General features: G+C 65.5%; 13 protein-coding genes. 9 read left to right on the top strand and 4 right to left on the bottom strand.

Annotated features, from left to right (window positions below; translation table 11 throughout):
* Positions 1 to 23 precede the first annotated feature (23 nt).
* Positions 24 to 2,933, bottom strand: a complete 2,910-nt coding sequence (locus QN413_RS16270) for a valine--tRNA ligase (protein ID WP_323497625.1) — start codon at positions 2,931 to 2,933, stop codon at positions 24 to 26.
* A gap of 57 nt (positions 2,934 to 2,990) precedes the next feature.
* Between QN413_RS16270 and yaaA the strand changes: the two genes are divergently transcribed.
* From yaaA to QN413_RS16235, 7 genes are all read left to right on the top strand, one after another.
* The gene (gene yaaA, locus QN413_RS16265; protein WP_323497624.1) at positions 2,991 to 3,776 is read left to right on the top strand and encodes a peroxide stress protein YaaA; all 786 of its coding nucleotides are present in this window, start codon (positions 2,991 to 2,993) and stop codon (positions 3,774 to 3,776) included.
* Complete coding sequence (locus QN413_RS16260; RefSeq protein WP_323497623.1) at positions 3,773 to 4,624, top strand: 2OG-Fe(II) oxygenase; 852 nt, start codon at positions 3,773 to 3,775, stop codon at positions 4,622 to 4,624. The genes yaaA and QN413_RS16260 overlap by 4 nt, the downstream gene beginning before the upstream one ends.
* Before the next feature lie 9 nt (positions 4,625 to 4,633).
* Positions 4,634 to 5,545, top strand: a complete 912-nt coding sequence (locus QN413_RS16255; RefSeq protein ID WP_323497622.1) for an alpha/beta hydrolase — start codon at positions 4,634 to 4,636, stop codon at positions 5,543 to 5,545.
* A complete protein-coding gene (gene queF / locus QN413_RS16250) occupies positions 5,542 to 6,399 on the top strand; it encodes an NADPH-dependent 7-cyano-7-deazaguanine reductase QueF (RefSeq protein ID WP_323497621.1) in 858 nt (285 codons plus the stop codon). The genes QN413_RS16255 and queF overlap by 4 nt, the downstream gene beginning before the upstream one ends.
* Before the next feature lie 70 nt (positions 6,400 to 6,469).
* Positions 6,470 to 6,841 (top strand): response regulator, encoded by a 372-nt coding sequence (locus QN413_RS16245; RefSeq protein WP_323497620.1) that lies wholly within the window; start codon positions 6,470 to 6,472, stop codon positions 6,839 to 6,841.
* Positions 6,838 to 7,524 (top strand): hypothetical protein, encoded by a 687-nt coding sequence (locus QN413_RS16240; protein WP_323497619.1) that lies wholly within the window; start codon positions 6,838 to 6,840, stop codon positions 7,522 to 7,524. The genes QN413_RS16245 and QN413_RS16240 overlap by 4 nt, the downstream gene beginning before the upstream one ends.
* A gap of 94 nt (positions 7,525 to 7,618) precedes the next feature.
* The gene (locus QN413_RS16235; protein WP_323497618.1) at positions 7,619 to 8,707 is read left to right on the top strand and encodes an acyltransferase; all 1,089 of its coding nucleotides are present in this window, start codon (positions 7,619 to 7,621) and stop codon (positions 8,705 to 8,707) included.
* 41 nt (positions 8,708 to 8,748) lie between these two features.
* Here the strand turns inward: QN413_RS16235 and QN413_RS16230 are convergent, their stop codons facing one another.
* The 3 genes from QN413_RS16230 to QN413_RS16220 form a co-directional block, all read right to left on the bottom strand.
* The gene (locus QN413_RS16230; protein ID WP_323497617.1) at positions 8,749 to 9,942 is read right to left on the bottom strand and encodes a DNA polymerase IV; all 1,194 of its coding nucleotides are present in this window, start codon (positions 9,940 to 9,942) and stop codon (positions 8,749 to 8,751) included.
* Between the two features lie 168 nt (positions 9,943 to 10,110).
* The gene (locus QN413_RS16225; protein WP_323497616.1) at positions 10,111 to 11,130 is read right to left on the bottom strand and encodes an AraC family transcriptional regulator; all 1,020 of its coding nucleotides are present in this window, start codon (positions 11,128 to 11,130) and stop codon (positions 10,111 to 10,113) included.
* A gap of 13 nt (positions 11,131 to 11,143) precedes the next feature.
* Positions 11,144 to 11,701: an OsmC family protein gene (locus tag QN413_RS16220; RefSeq protein ID WP_323497615.1), complete on the bottom strand. Its 558-nt coding sequence runs from the start codon at positions 11,699 to 11,701 to the stop codon at positions 11,144 to 11,146.
* A gap of 175 nt (positions 11,702 to 11,876) precedes the next feature.
* Between QN413_RS16220 and QN413_RS16215 the strand changes: the two genes are divergently transcribed.
* Both QN413_RS16215 and QN413_RS16210 read left to right on the top strand, forming a co-directional pair.
* Positions 11,877 to 12,689, top strand: a complete 813-nt coding sequence (locus QN413_RS16215; protein WP_323497614.1) for a class I SAM-dependent methyltransferase — start codon at positions 11,877 to 11,879, stop codon at positions 12,687 to 12,689.
* A 112-nt stretch (positions 12,690 to 12,801) separates the two neighbouring features.
* Positions 12,802 to 14,172 carry a hypothetical protein gene (locus QN413_RS16210; RefSeq protein WP_323497613.1) on the top strand — a complete coding sequence of 457 codons (1,371 nt, stop codon included), beginning with the start codon at positions 12,802 to 12,804 and terminating at the stop codon, positions 14,170 to 14,172.
* Positions 14,173 to 14,175 lie beyond the last annotated feature (3 nt).

The following is a 14,175-nucleotide window of genomic DNA, read 5'->3' as shown; positions in this document are numbered from 1 at the left end:
AATGGCGAGCGCCGGGCGGTCTGTCAGCCGAGGCGCACAACCTGGTCACGCAGTCTTTCGATGGTGCTGCTGAAATCGGCCAGCCGCTTTCGCTCCTGGTCGATCACTGCTGGCGGCGCCTTGGCGACGAACGCTTCATTGCCGAGCTTGCCATTCACCCGGACGATCTCGCCTTCGATCCGGGCGATCTCCTTGGCGATACGTGATTTTTCTTCACCTTTGTTAATTTCCATGTGGAGGCACAGTCGCACTGCCCCCACAACGGCCACCGGGGCCGCGTCGGCCGCTGCCGACCAAGCTGCTTCGTCGTCGAAAACCTTGACCTCTTTGAGCTTGCCCAGCGCTTGCAGCACTGCCGCCGAGTCCCGCAGGAAGGCGGCGCCTTCGGCGTCGTCGGCCACCGCGTAAAGCGGCAGGCGTGTCGCAGGGGACACGTTCATTTCGCCGCGCAAGGTGCGGCAGGCATCGACCAGCGCCTTCAGCCTTGCGACGTGCGCCTCGGCTGCAGGATCGATCTTTCCGGGTTGGCTCTCCGGGTAGGCGGCGATCATGATCGACTCGCCTTCGCGACCGGCCACGCCGGCGACCTTCTGCCAGAGCGCCTCGGTAATGAAGGGGATCACCGGATGGGCGAGTCGCAGCAGCGTCTCCAGCGTGCGGATCAAGGTGCGGCGGGTAGCGCGCTTTTGTGCATCGGTGCCGGTCTGGATCTGCACCTTGGCGATCTCAAGATACCAGTCGCAGAACTCGTCCCAGGCGAACTGGTAGATGGCGCTGGCGACGTTGTCGAGCCGGTATTCGGCAAAGCCCTTGGCGACTTCGGCCTCGACGCGCTGCAGCTGTGAGGTGATCCAGAAGTCGGCACGGCTGAACTTCAGGTAGCCATGCGCCGGCCCGCCGACCTTGCAGTCTTCCTTGGTGTGCTCCATCAGGCCGCAGTCCTGGCCCTCGCAATTCATCAAGACGAAGCGGGTGGCGTTCCAGAGCTTGTTGCAGAAGTTGCGATAGCCCTCGCAGCGCTTGCTGTCGAAGTTGATGCTGCGGCCGAGCGAGGCGAGCGACGCGAAGGTGAAGCGCAACGCATCGGCGCCGAAGGCCGGAATGCCTTCGGGAAATTCCTTTTGCGTGTTCTTGCGCACCGTCGGCGCCGTCTCGGGCTTGCGCAAGCCTTGCGTGCGCTTGTCGAGCAAACCGGGCAGCGCGATGCCATCGATCAGGTCGACGGGGTCGAGCACATTGCCCTCCGACTTGCTCATCTTCTTGCCCTGCGCATCGCGCACCACGCCGTGGATGTACACGTCCTTGAAGGGAACGCGGCCGGTGAAGTGCTTGGTCATCATGATCATCCGGGCGACCCAGAAAAAGATGATGTCGTAGCCCGTGACCAGCACGCTTGAAGGCAGGTAGAGGTTGTAGTCGGCCAGCGGCGCTTCGGTGGCGTCGGGCACGTTGGGCCAGCCCATCGTCGAGAAAGGCAGTAACGCCGACGAGTACCAGGTGTCGAGCACGTCTTCGTCGCGCGTGAGCGTCTTGCCCGGCGCGACCTTGTCGGCCTTGGCTTGCGCTTCGGCCTCGTCGTGCGCCACGTACACATTGCCGTCCTGGTCGTACCAGGCCGGAATCTGATGGCCCCACCACAACTGGCGCGAGATCGTCCAGTCCTGAATGCTCTCCATCCAGTGGTCATAGGTGTTGACCCAGTTCTCGGGAATGAAGCGGACTTCGCCCGACTTCACCACGTCGATGGCCTCCTGCGCGATCGAGCGGCCGTTGGCGCCGGCCTTTGTCATCGCCACGTACCACTGGTCGGTCAGCATCGGCTCGACGATGGCGCCACTGCGGGCACAGCGCGGCACCATCAGCTTGTGCTTCTTGACCTCGACCAGCAGGCCGAGCGCATCGAGGTCGGCGACCACGGCTTTGCGCGCCACGAAGCGGTCCATGCCGCGGTACTTTTCAGGCGCGTTGTCGTTGATGGTGGCGTCGAGCGTCAGCACGCTGATGACATCCAGGTTGTGCCGCTGGCCGACCGCATAGTCGTTGTAGTCGTGTGCGGGCGTCACCTTGACCACGCCGGTACCGAAGGCCCTGTCGACATAGTCGTCGCCGATGATCGGGATCAGTTTGTCCACGAGCGGCAGCTTCACGCGCTGGCCGATCAAATGCTTGTAGCGTTCGTCTTCCGGATGGACCATCACCGCGGTGTCGCCGAGCATCGTCTCAGGCCGCGTGGTCGCGACCGTCAGTGTGCCGTTGTCGTCTTCGAGCGGGTAGGCGATATGCCAAAGAAAGCCGTCTTCTTCTTCGCTCTCCACTTCGAGATCGCTCACCGAGGTCTTCAGCACCGGGTCCCAGTTGCCCAGGCGCTTGCCGCGGTAGATCAGGCCTTGGTCATAGAGCTGCACGAAGGTTTGCGTGACGGTGGTCGAGAGGCCCTCGTCCATCGTGAAGTATTCGCGGCTCCAGTCGACCGAATCGCCCATGCGGCGCATCTGCTCGGTGATGGTGTTGCCCGACTTTTGCTTCCACTCCCACACACGCGCGACGAAGTTCTTGCGGCCCAGTTCGTGGCGGCTCTGCTTTTGTTCCTGCAATTGCCGCTCGACCACGATCTGCGTGGCGATGCCGGCATGGTCGGTGCCCGGCACCCACACGGTGTTGTCGCCCTTCATGCGGTGGTAGCGCGCCAGGCTGTCCATGATCGTGTGATTGAACGCATGCCCCATGTGCAGCGTGCCGGTCACGTTCGGTGGTGGCAACTGGATAGAGAACGCGTCGGCGCCCGCCTTGGCTTGCTGCGTGCCGCAAAAGCCGGCCTTGGCATAGCCACGGCGTTCCCACTCGGGGCCCCAGTGGGCCTCGATGGCCGTGGGTTCGAAGGATTTGGAAAGGCTGTCGAGGCCGGGCTGGACGATGGGGGAAAGTTCGCTCATGGATCATCGATTTTACCGGCGCCCCGTCGGGTCATCGCTGCCGCAGATAATTGAACGATGCTGTTTTTGCTCTCCCCCGCCAAGTCGCTCGACTACGTCACGCCGGTGCCGGCCGATGTGCCCGCGACCCTGCCGCATTTCGAAGGGCCACGCGGTCCTTCGGTCGAACTCATCAAGCTTCTGCGCACCCAATCGCCGCAGCAGATCGCCGAGCTCATGCATCTCTCCGACAACCTGTCGGCGCTCAATGTGGCGCGCTACACCGCATGGTCGAGCAAGAGCACGCCGACCAACGCCAAACAGGCGGCGCTGGCCTTCGACGGCGATGTGTACGGCGGCTTCGGTGCCAAGACCCTGAGCACGGCGCAACTGGCCTGGGCGCAAGACCATGTGTGCATCCTGAGCGGGCTCTACGGCGTGCTGCGGCCGCTCGATCTGTTGCAGCCTTACCGGCTCGAAATGGGCACGCAACTCGTCAACAAGCACGGCAAGGACCTGTACGCGTTCTGGCGCCCGCGCATTGCAGGTCATCTGAACGAGCGGCTGGCGGCAGACCACACGCCGGTGGTCGTCAACCTGGCGTCGCAGGAGTATTTCAAGTCGGTCGATCTGCGCTTGCTGAGCGCACGCGTGGTCGAGTGCGTCTTCGAAGAGTGGAAAGCCGACAAGTACAAGATCGTGAGCTTCTTCGCCAAGCGGGCGCGTGGCCTCATGGCGCGCTGGGCGGTGTTGCACACGGCAGCCACGCCCCGAGCGCTGGAGAAGTTCGATCTCGAAGGCTATGGTTTTGCCGCAGCCGTGTCGTCGCCCGAGCGGCTCGTTTTCCGCAGAAAGACCGCGTGACCCAGCCGGTCAGCCCCGAACTGCGCGCGTGGGTAGTGGCCCAACTCGCGATCGGCCATTCGCCGGCCGCGTTGCGCATCTCTATGCGGGATGCCGGCTGGCAGGACGATGCAGCCGAGGCTGCGCTGGCCGAGGTCTTTGCGCTTGCCGGCGCCGCTCCCATCGAGCGCAGCGCGAGTGAAGACCGACCCAAAGCATTGCCCGGCCCGAATCTGGAAGGCTCGCCGCTCCACGTCGATGCTGGCGACCGGCAAGTGCAGATCATGCAGACGATGCGTCATCCGCGCGTGGTCGTCTTCGGCAATCTGCTGTCGCAAGAAGAGTGCGACGCGCTCATCGCCATCGCTCGCGTGCGGCTGGTGCGCTCGCTCACGGTCGAGACGCAGACGGGCGGCGAAGTGATGAACGTCGATCGCACCAGCGACGGCATGTTCTTCGAGCGCGGCGAAAACGAGATCGTGGCGCGGCTCGAAAAGCGCATCGCCAGATTGCTGCAGTGGCCGCTCGAATTCGGCGAAGGGCTGCAGGTGTTGCGCTATTCGCCGGGCGCGCAGTACCGGCCGCACTACGATTATTTCGATCCGTCCGAGCCCGGCACGCCGACCATTCTTCGGCGCGGCGGCCAGCGCGTCGGCACCCTGCTGATGTATCTGCAGGCGCCGGAGCAGGGCGGCGCCACCACCTTTCCCGATGTCGGCCTCGAAGTGGCCCCGCTGCCCGGCACCGGCGTCTTCTTCAGCTACGACAGTCCCGATCCCGCCACCCGCACGCTACACGGCGGCGCGCCGGTGTTGATGGGCGAAAAGTGGGTCGCGACCAAATGGTTGCGCGAACGCGAATTCACCTGAAACCATCCAATGAAACTGACAGCCAACGGACTGAACATCGAAGTCGACGACACCGGCAACCAGGGCGATGTCGATCGTCCCGTCGTCTTGCTCATCATGGGCCTCGGCATGCAATTGATCGGCTGGCCGGAGCCCTTCGTGCAGGGGCTGGTGGATGCCGGCTTTCGCGTGGTGCGACACGACAACCGCGACATCGGGCTGAGCCAGGGGTTCGAGTCGGCCGGCAACGGCAACCTGATTTGGCAAACCATCCGGCAGCGCCTCGGCCTGCCGGTCCAATCCGCATACAAGCTGCAGGACATGGCCGCCGATTCGATCGGCGTACTCGACGCACTCGGTATCGCCAGGGCGCACATCGTCGGCGCGTCGATGGGCGGGATGATCGCGCAGCACGCGGCGTCGATCGCGCCCTCGCGCACGCTGAGCCTGGTCAGCATCATGAGCTCCAGCGGCGCGCGCGGGTTGCCGGGTCCGCGGCGCGATGTCGGTGCAGCCCTGCTGCGTCGGCCGCTCGGCAAGACCGAGGCGGATCTGGTCGGCTACAGCCTGCGCCTCGTCAAGCTCATTGCGAGTCCCGCCTATCCGCAGCCAGATGCCGTGTTGGCCGATCGCATCGCGACCGGCATCCGGCGCGCCTACCGGCCGCAAGGCGTGGTGCGACAGATGCTGGCGATCGGCGCCGATGCTGGCCGCGAGAAGCTGCTGCCGAGCATCAAGTCGCCGACCCTCGTGCTGCACGGCGATGCCGATGCGCTAGTACCGATGCCCTGCGGCGTCGACACCGCACGCCGCATTCCGGGCGCGAAGTTCGTGGCCGTTCCGGGTATGGGCCACGACCTGCCGCCAGAGGTGCAGCAGATCCTCCTGAACCATATGGTGCCGTTCATGAAGTCGACCGAGACCAGCAGGGCTGCAGCATGACGATCGACAACACCGCCGCTCAATCGCAACTCGGCAAATCGTCGGCCTACGTCGACCAGTACGACCCGACGCAGCTGTTCCCGATCTCACGCGCCACGCAGCGCGAAGCCATGGGCATCAAGCCCGGCGCGCTGCCGTTCTTCGGCGCCGACCTGTGGACCGCCTTCGAGCTGAGCTGGCTCAACCCGCGCGGCAAGCCGCAGCTCGCCATCGTGCATTTCACGGTGCCGTGCGAGACGCCCAACATCATCGAGAGCAAGTCGTTCAAGCTCTACCTCAACAGCTTCAACGGCAGCACGTTCGCGACGGCCGACGCGGTGCGCGAGCGTCTGCGTGCCGACGTCGCCGAGGCGTTGTGGCGCGGCAGCGATCGCATCGAGGGTATCGGCGTCAAGCTCATCGCGCCCGACCAGTTCGACACCGAGCCGGTGCATGAACTCGACGGCCTCAACCTCGACCGGCTCGACATCGAGTGCACGCACTACCAGCCTGCGCCGGAGCTTCTCACCAGCGACGTCACGCAGATGGCAGTGACCGAAACCCTCACCAGCCGCTTGCTCAAAAGCAACTGCCTGGTCACCGGCCAGCCCGACTGGGGCAGCGTGCAGATCCGGTACAGCGGGCCGCCGATCGAACAGGCGGGCTTGCTCGCGTACATCGTGAGCTTTCGCAATCACAACGAATTCCACGAGCCATGCGTCGAGCGCATGTTCACCGACATCTTGCGGCAGTGCCGCCCGACCAAGCTCGCCGTGTATGCACGCTACACGCGGCGCGGCGGGCTCGACATCAATCCGTTTCGCACCAGCTGGCCGCAGGCTTTGCCGGCCAATGCGCGCACTGCGCGGCAGTAGCCACGCTCCTACATCACCGGTCTGCCGGGGCGCCGATACTCTTTAGCTTTGTGTGTCAGGAATTGCCCCAGTGAACGTGCTGATCGTCGACGACAACGAACCCGCTGCCGACCTCTTGCAGGAGTTGCTCTCGCTGCAGGACCATACGGCGCGATGTACCTACACCGCGCAGCAGGCCTTCGATGCTTCGGCCACCGAAGTGTTCGATGCGGCGCTGATCGATCTCACCTTGCCGGACCAGCCTGGCACCGAGGTAGCACGGCGTCTGCGCGTCGAGGCCGGCAACCGTCCTCTGATGCTGGTCGCCATCTCGGGCTTCGCGGCCACTGATGCGACAGGTGCGGCCGGCCTGTTCGACCATTACTTGCAAAAGCCTATCGACTTCGACGCGCTCGACCGCATCCTCGCGGCGGCGGTTGCGCGCCCCGCGTCCGCTCGATGAAAGCTTCGCCGGGCGCCCGCAGCTGGATCGCCGCCGGGGTGCGGCACGAACTGTTGACGCGCGCGTTGCCCGCCCTGCGGCACGACATGGCCGCGCCGGTGTCGGTCATACGCATGGCGCTGCTGATGCTCAAGCGCCAAGTGGCCGCGCCGCAGATCGACGCTGCGGCCGTGGAGCAGCGTGTGTCTCTCATCGACAACCAGATCGGCGAATTGGTCATCGGCGTGCGCTCCTTGCGCGACTGGGAGCTCGCCATCGACGACGACGGCATCACGCGCAGCGTGCTGGTCGCCGAGTGCATCGGCCTGATGCGCGCCGCGTTCGATTTGAACGGCGTGCGCATCGAGATCGATCCGTCGCTCGAGGCTGCGACAGCACCGGCCGACGAGCCACGTTGGCCGAACGGTGCAGCGTTGCGCTACCTTTTTCTGGGCGCGATGGCGCACCTGCACGACAGCGTGGACGAGGTCGGCAGCATTGCCGTGAGCGCCGACGGTGCGAACGCCTTGCAGCTCACAGCCTCCGTGCGCTCCGCCGAGATCGCCGATCGGGTGGCCGATGCGCATCGCGCACCGCGGGCGCTGGCCATCGATGCAATAGCAATGCAATCGCTCGCCGATGATCTTGGCTATGCGGTCTCCGTCGCGCCGGACTCGGTGCGGCTGGTGCTCGCGCCCGGCTGAGCCGGCGCCGAAGCAAACGACTTCCTGTTCTGATCGCAGGCCAGTCCCCGAGTTTGGCGTGCCGTTCCAGGCTGAAGCCGGTTAGCCTTACAAGATGTATCAATCCATCCAGGCCTGCCGTGCGGTTGCAGCGATCCTTGTCGTTTGTTTTCACCTGGCGGCCAACCTTGCCAAGGACAAGTACTTCGGCGCTGACGCAGCATCCATCGAGCGGTTCTGCTCCTTCGGCGGCACCGCTGGCGTGGCCTTCTTTTTCGTGCTGAGCGGCTTCATCATCGTGTTGATGCACCGCAAGGATTTCGGCGTGCCCGAGCGCCTGGTCTCCTACTTGCGCAAGCGCGCTGTTCGCATCTACCCCACCTATCTTTTCGTCTTTGCCGGGGTGTATTTGCTGGCGTTGACGGTTCCTGCCTTGCGCGATGCGATGCCGACTGCCGCTGGGGTTCTCGTGAAAGCACTTCTCCTATTGCCGCAAGACCCGGCGGTGGTGGGCGGCACCGGTGCGCCGGTGATCATCGTGGCTTGGTCGTTGCAATACGAGTTGATTTTCTATGCCGTTGTCGGGCTTGCCATCGTTCATCGCTTGTTCTTCGCTGGTGCCGTCGTGTTGTTCGCAGCAAACTTCATCTGGCACGTTTTGTCGGGCAGCCAAGCCTTTCCGGGCGCGTTTTTCGCCAACGATTTGATGCTGCTGTTCGGCATCGGTGGCGCAACGGCGTGGGTGGTCCAGAGCGGCTGGCGCATGCCGCACCCGATGCTCGCGGCGGTGCTGGCAGCTGGCGCGTTTTTCACGGTGGGTGCCATGGAAGTGGTGTTCCGTGACGCCTGGCCAAAGCCCGCACTCGACCTCGGCTATGGGCTGTGCGGCGCAACCCTGATCGTGGCCCTGGTCCAGGCCGAGCAGCGCTGGCCCGAGCGATTTCGCAATCGTTTCGTGTCGCTGCTCGGCGATGCCTCTTATGCGCTCTACCTGATCCACTTCCCGCTGATCGCGGTGCTCTGCAAGCTCGCCGTGGCCGGCGGGTTGCGCGGTGGCTCCGGCATGGTGCTGTCATTCGTCGGCATCTTTGCCGCCTGCATTGCGACTTCGGTGCTGTTTCATCTGTGGATCGAGCGGCCGACGCTCAGGGCGCTGTCGCCCGCAAAGCCGGCCCGGATGGCCGCAGATCCCGCATTGCGCTGAGTCGGAGGCTTGCTGTGTCGCCTGCGCGCGCGCTGCACACGTCAAAAGAGTGAGGGCGTACGGGCGGCGAGGTCGTCGTCGGTGCGCGGCCGGTTCGCTGTCGCTGAGGCGGCGAGAGCCAGAGTTCCTACGCGCACGCCCAGCAGCCGGAGCGGGCGTTCCAGCGACACCCGTTTCAAGCATTGGCCGGCGATCTGACGAATGGTCTTTCCGTCGGCGGTGAAGGCGACCATCGTCTGGTCGCGCGTGGCGATTTTGAAGTCGTCGTAGCGCAACTTGATGCCGATCGTTTTGCCGACATAGCCCTTGCGTTGCAGGTCGTCGGCCAGCTTCTCGCAGAGCTGCGTGAAGATGGTGCCGAGCTGCGCCCGATCGCGCACCGCGTGCAGGTCGCGCTCGAAGGTGGTCTCGCGGCTCATCGACACCGGCTCGCTCTCGGTCACGACGGGCCGGTCGTCGCGACCCCACGACACCTCGTGCATCCAGGCGCCGCTCGCCTTGCCGAAATTGGCGATGAGCCAGTCGCGGTCTTTGGCGGCGATCTCGCCCACGGTGCGAATGCCGAGGCTCTCCAGCTTGGCATCCGCCTTGGGCCCGATGCCGTTGACCTTGCGTGCGGCCAGCGGCCAGATTCTGGCCTGGACGTCTTCTTCGTAGACGATCGAGATGCCGTTGGGCTTGTCGAACTCGCTCGCCATCTTGGCGATCAGTTTGTTTGGCGCGACGCCGATCGAGCAGGTCAGGCCGGTCGCCTGGAAAATCGTCTTCTGGAGGAGCCGTGCCAGCACCCGCCCGCCTTCGCGCTGGCCACCGGGCACTTCGGTGAAGTCGACATACACCTCGTCGACGCCGCGGTCTTCGACCAGCGGGGCGATCTCGCGGATCGTGGCCTTGAACAGCCGCGACAAGCGCCGCACTTCGTCGAAATCGACCGGCAGCACGATGGCCTGCGGGCACAGTTTGGCGGCCTTCATCATGCCCATGGCAGAGCCGACGCCGAACTGCCGCGCCGCGTAGGTGGCGGTGGTGATGACGCCGCGGCCAACATAGTCCTTTAGCAATGGAAACGCGGCGACCGGGATCTCGTCCAGCGCCAGTTCTCGCCTGTGTTCGCCTTCACCCTGCGCCTGTCGCAGCGCTTCGTCGACACGCCGCCGGCCGCCACCGATCACCATCGGCAAGCCCTTCAACTGCGGGTAGCGCAGCAGTTCGACGGACGCGAAGAAGGCGTCCATGTCGAGATGCGCGATACGGCGAATCGGCGGTGGCGACGGTGTAGGTGTAAGGGTCGGTGTCGGTGAATTGGATGAAGTCGCGGGAGTCACAGTGCATCGATTTTCGCTGCAGTGACAACATGCTGCCGACGCGCTGCTCGGCGTGACCGCCGACGGCTTCGTGCGCAACTATCCGGCGCTGTGGCGGGCGGCGAGTTGAGCCTTGGCTTGACTCCGAATGGGCAGCGCGCGGCCCGACTGTATGCGCCGCCAGGCGGCCGGTGGCGCGCCGTACTCGCGACGGAACGCCCGGCTGAAGGCGGTGTCGGTCTGGTAGCCGACGTCTTGCGCGATGCTCGCTAACGGCGCATTGCTGCGCGACAGCAGATTGGCCGCGAGCAGCATGCGCCATTGCGTCAGGTATTGCATCGGCGAGGCGCCCACGAGTTGCTGAAAGCGCTCGGCCAGCACCGACCGTGAGGTGGTCGCGGCGCGGGCCAGTTCGTCGAGCGTCCAGGCTTGCACCGGGTTCGCGTGCAGCGCATTGAGTGCAGCGCCGACGATGCGGTCGCCGACGCCGGCGAGCCAGCCGGTGCGGCCTTCGGCCTGCTGGTTCACGTAGAGCCGCAGCACTTCGATGAACAGCACTTCGGCCAGCTTGGCGAGCACGCCGGCGCCGCCGGGCCGCGGCGACCGAGCCTCCGCCAGCGCGTAACGCACCGAGGCCTCCAGCCAGGTGCCGGCACTGGAGCCGCGCACGTTCACTTTGACCAGCGACGGCAGGCCTTGCAACAGCATCGCGGCGAGACGCGCATCGCACGCCAGATAGCCGCAAACCAACCGCGTGCGCGCACCGCCGCCGCCATAGGCGAGTTGCCCCGGACGTCGCGAAAGAACTTCGGCCAGCCGCCCGCCGCCAGTGGCCGGTGGCAGCCCGGGCTGCGACGTCATGAGGTGGGCGTCGCCATGCGGGAACAGCACCGCGTCGCCGGCGACCAGGCGCACCGGCGGCTGGCCGTTCATTTCGACGAAGCACTCGCCCTCGGTGATGAGATGAAAGATGACCACTCGCTCGGCGCCTGGTTCGAGCAGCGGCGCCACCGTGTCGGCACGCGGTGATTGATAGCACCACGGCGCGGTAAAGCGCGCGTTGATGAAGATGGCGCCTACCAGCCGCACCACGCGCAGGGTTTCCGATAGCGCATCCATCATTCGTCGGCCATCACGCGTCGTCCACCTGGACGTGCAGCGACATCGGCGATGCGATCTGCACGGCGCAAGGGATCGGCGATTGCCCGCAGCCGGTCTCGACCAGTGCACGCAAACGCGCCTTCGACACACCGCGCGCGGCGATGCGGATGTGCAATCGCATGTCGCACGGCGCCGCGCTCACGGGCCTGCCGTCGAGCTCGACCATGCCGAACATGCCGCGGGCATCGGACGTGCTCTCGACCCGGGCTTCGAGCTGGTCGAGTGCGACGCCTTCGCGCGCCGCGAGCAGGGCGACGGATGTGACCGCGCACGATGCTATGGCCGCACGGAACAGCCATCCCGGGCTGACCTGATCGCCGGTACCGCCCAGCTCTTTCGGCATGTCGGTCGCCATCTCCTTGCCGTTGGCATGGCGTGCGACGACGCGGGTGCGGCCTTGCCACTCGGCGGTCGCGGGAGCGTCGTCGGCAAGGCCTTTGTCGGGCCGGCGCCGCAGCACGGTTTCGACGCGTTCAAGCGCGGCCGCGATCGAGTCGGCAATGTTGTCGGAGACGGTGTCTGCGCCCATGGTCATTCCTTCCGCTTCGAGCGGGACCTTTGATTTTGTCGATAGCAGTCGGCTCTGACCATCGGCCCCTCGGCCTATGCCGTCGCGCGGACGATCGGACAGTCGCGAGCGACGCCGGGGCAGGACTCGACGGTGCTTGCGGCGCGACAGTGGGCCTCCTTAAAGGAGAACCGATATGAACACCCCCATCGACTTCGATGCCCTGAAGAGCCGCCAGAAAACCGCGTGGGCCAGCGGCGATTACGCCGTCATCGGCACCACCCTGCAGATCGTCGGCGAGGAACTGGCCGAAGCCTGCGACCTGTGCACTGACGAGCGGGTGCTCGACGTGGCCGCCGGCAACGGCAACGCCACGCTGGCCGCGGCGCGCCGCGGCTGCAAGGTGACGTCGACCGACTACGTCGCCTCGTTGCTCGAACGCGGTGCCGAGCGGGCGAAGGCCGAGCGGCTCGACGTTGCGTTTCAGACCGCCGACGCCGAGGCATTGCCTTTCGAAGACGCGAGCTTCGACGCAGTGGTCTCGACCTTCGGCGTGATGTTCGCGCCCAACCATGCGCAGAGTGCTTCGGAAATGGCGCGTGTGTGTCGGCCCGGAGGTCGCATCGGGCTGGCCAACTGGACGCCGGAAGGTTTTATCGGCCAACTCTTCAAGGTGCTGGGCCGCCACGTGCCGCCGCCATCCGGGCTGCAGCCGCCATCGCTGTGGGGTGTCGAGTCGCATCTGAACTCGCTGTTCGGCGAACGTGCCGCGGGCATCGTGGCGACGAAGCGGATGTTCAACTTTCGCTACCGTTCGGCTGCGCATTTCATCGAGGTGTTTCGTACCTGGTATGGGCCGGTGCACAAGGCTTTCGGCGCGCTGCCCGCGGAGAGTGCGGCGGCGCTGGAGACAGACCTGACGGAGTTGCTGATGCGGCTCAACGTCGCCGGGCCGCGCTCGCTCGTGGTGCCGAGCGAATACCTCGAAGTGGTGCTAACGCGGCGCTGAGACGGCGCTGACGCTGCATCGAACCGACCGAGCGCGCTCGACGTTACAGTGGCTCGCGGTAGCGACCGCGATCCTCTGGAGTGAGCCTTTGAATTTTTCCTATCGACCGCTGATGCGCACGATCGTTGCGCGTTGCGTGCCCGCCCTGATCGCGACCACTGCGCTCTTTGCCACGGTCGGTATCGCGCACGCCGCCGAGCCCGTGCCGCCCCGATCCGCCGGCTGCCCCGCCAGCGTACCAACCGATGCGCAGTGCTACACCGGGCGCGACACCGAAGGCGCGCTCTACTGGATCGCCATCCCCGCGCAATGGAATCGCGTGCTGGTCATGCATTCGCACGGCGGCCCGAAGACCGGCGCCCCCACGCTGGAGCGCGGTGCCGAAGACCTGAAACGCTGGTCGGTCATGGTCAAGGCCGGCTATGCATGGGCCGGCTCGACCTACCGGCGCGGGGGCTACGGCGTGACGATGGCGGCAGAAGACACGGAGCGGCTGCGCAAGATTTTCATCGCGCGTTTCGGCCAGCCGCGACGCACCATCCTGCACGGACAGAGTTACGGCGGCGGCGTTGCGGCGAAAGGTGCCGAACTTTATGGACCGGTAGCTGGCGCAACACCCGGCGCGCCATCTGAACTGCAGCCGGCCTACGACGGTGTGCTGCTCACCAGCGGCGTGCTGGGTGGTGGCGGCAACGCCTATGAGTTCCGGCTCGATCTGCGCGTGGTCTACCAATACGTGTGCCGCAACCATCCACGGCTCGACGAGGTGCAATACCCGCTCTGGATGGGACTGCCGCTCGACTCGAAAATGCATCGTGCCGACCTGGCTGCGCGGGTCAAGGAATGCACCGGCGTCGGCTTGCCAGCCGCGCAACGCAGCCCCGAGCAAGCCGCGCATCTGAAGACGATTCTGTCGGTGGTGAAAGTGCCGGAGCGCACGCTGCTGTCGCACTTGCAATGGGGTACTTCGCTCTTCCAGGACCTGACGCAAAAGCGTCTCGGCGGACGCAATCCTTTCGGCAACGCGAAGGTGGTCTACAGCGGTTCCGACGACGATGCGGCGCTCAACGCCGGCGTGCTTCGCTACGAGGCCGATCCGCAAGCCGTCGGCGCACTGGCTGAAGACAGCCGGCCGACAGGGCGTCTCCGCTTGCCGGTTCTGACGCTCCACGCCATTCACGACCCGACCGCCTTCGTCGAGCTTGAAAGCACGTACCGCGAAATCGTGGAAAGCGCCGGTGCGTCGCAGTGGCTGGTACAGACTTTCGCCGACGAGGCCGAGCACAGCTACCTGAGCGATGCCGAATACCCGGCGCTGATGACGGCGTTGCTCGAGTGGATCGACAAGGGCGACAAGCCCTCGCCGCAAAAGGTGGCGGCGCTGTGGGCTCAGTACGAAGCAGGCTTCGGCACAGGTTGCCACCTGCAGCCGGACTACCGACCGCCGCCGCTGACTTCGCGGGTGCCGGCGCTGGGTCGCTGAATT

It is taken from the genome of Variovorax sp. LG9.2, from assembly GCF_035018885.1.
Classification (GTDB): Bacteria; Pseudomonadota; Gammaproteobacteria; order Burkholderiales; family Burkholderiaceae_C; genus Variovorax.
This window is presented reverse-complemented; position numbering and strand designations above follow the sequence as displayed.

Bases quoted from the DNA above. Each gene is read 5' to 3' on its own strand.
- QN413_RS16220 (WP_323497615.1), bottom strand. From the start codon at position 11,701: ATGGGCGCAGACACCGTCTCCGACAACATTGCCGACTCGATCGCGGCC.
- QN413_RS16270 (WP_323497625.1), bottom strand. From the start codon at position 2,933: ATGAGCGAACTTTCCCCCATCGTCCAGCCCGGCCTCGACAGCCTTTCC.
- QN413_RS16240 (WP_323497619.1), top strand. From the start codon at position 6,838: ATGAAAGCTTCGCCGGGCGCCCGCAGCTGGATCGCCGCCGGGGTGCGG.
- queF (WP_323497621.1), top strand. From the start codon at position 5,542: ATGACGATCGACAACACCGCCGCTCAATCGCAACTCGGCAAATCGTCG.
- QN413_RS16225 (WP_323497616.1), bottom strand. From the start codon at position 11,130: ATGGATGCGCTATCGGAAACCCTGCGCGTGGTGCGGCTGGTAGGCGCC.
- yaaA (WP_323497624.1), top strand. From the start codon at position 2,991: ATGCTGTTTTTGCTCTCCCCCGCCAAGTCGCTCGACTACGTCACGCCG.
- QN413_RS16255 (WP_323497622.1), top strand. From the start codon at position 4,634: ATGAAACTGACAGCCAACGGACTGAACATCGAAGTCGACGACACCGGC.
- QN413_RS16235 (WP_323497618.1), top strand. From the start codon at position 7,619: ATGTATCAATCCATCCAGGCCTGCCGTGCGGTTGCAGCGATCCTTGTC.
- QN413_RS16210 (WP_323497613.1), top strand. From the start codon at position 12,802: ATGCGCACGATCGTTGCGCGTTGCGTGCCCGCCCTGATCGCGACCACT.
- QN413_RS16230 (WP_323497617.1), bottom strand. From the start codon at position 9,942: ATGGACGCCTTCTTCGCGTCCGTCGAACTGCTGCGCTACCCGCAGTTG.
- QN413_RS16215 (WP_323497614.1), top strand. From the start codon at position 11,877: ATGAACACCCCCATCGACTTCGATGCCCTGAAGAGCCGCCAGAAAACC.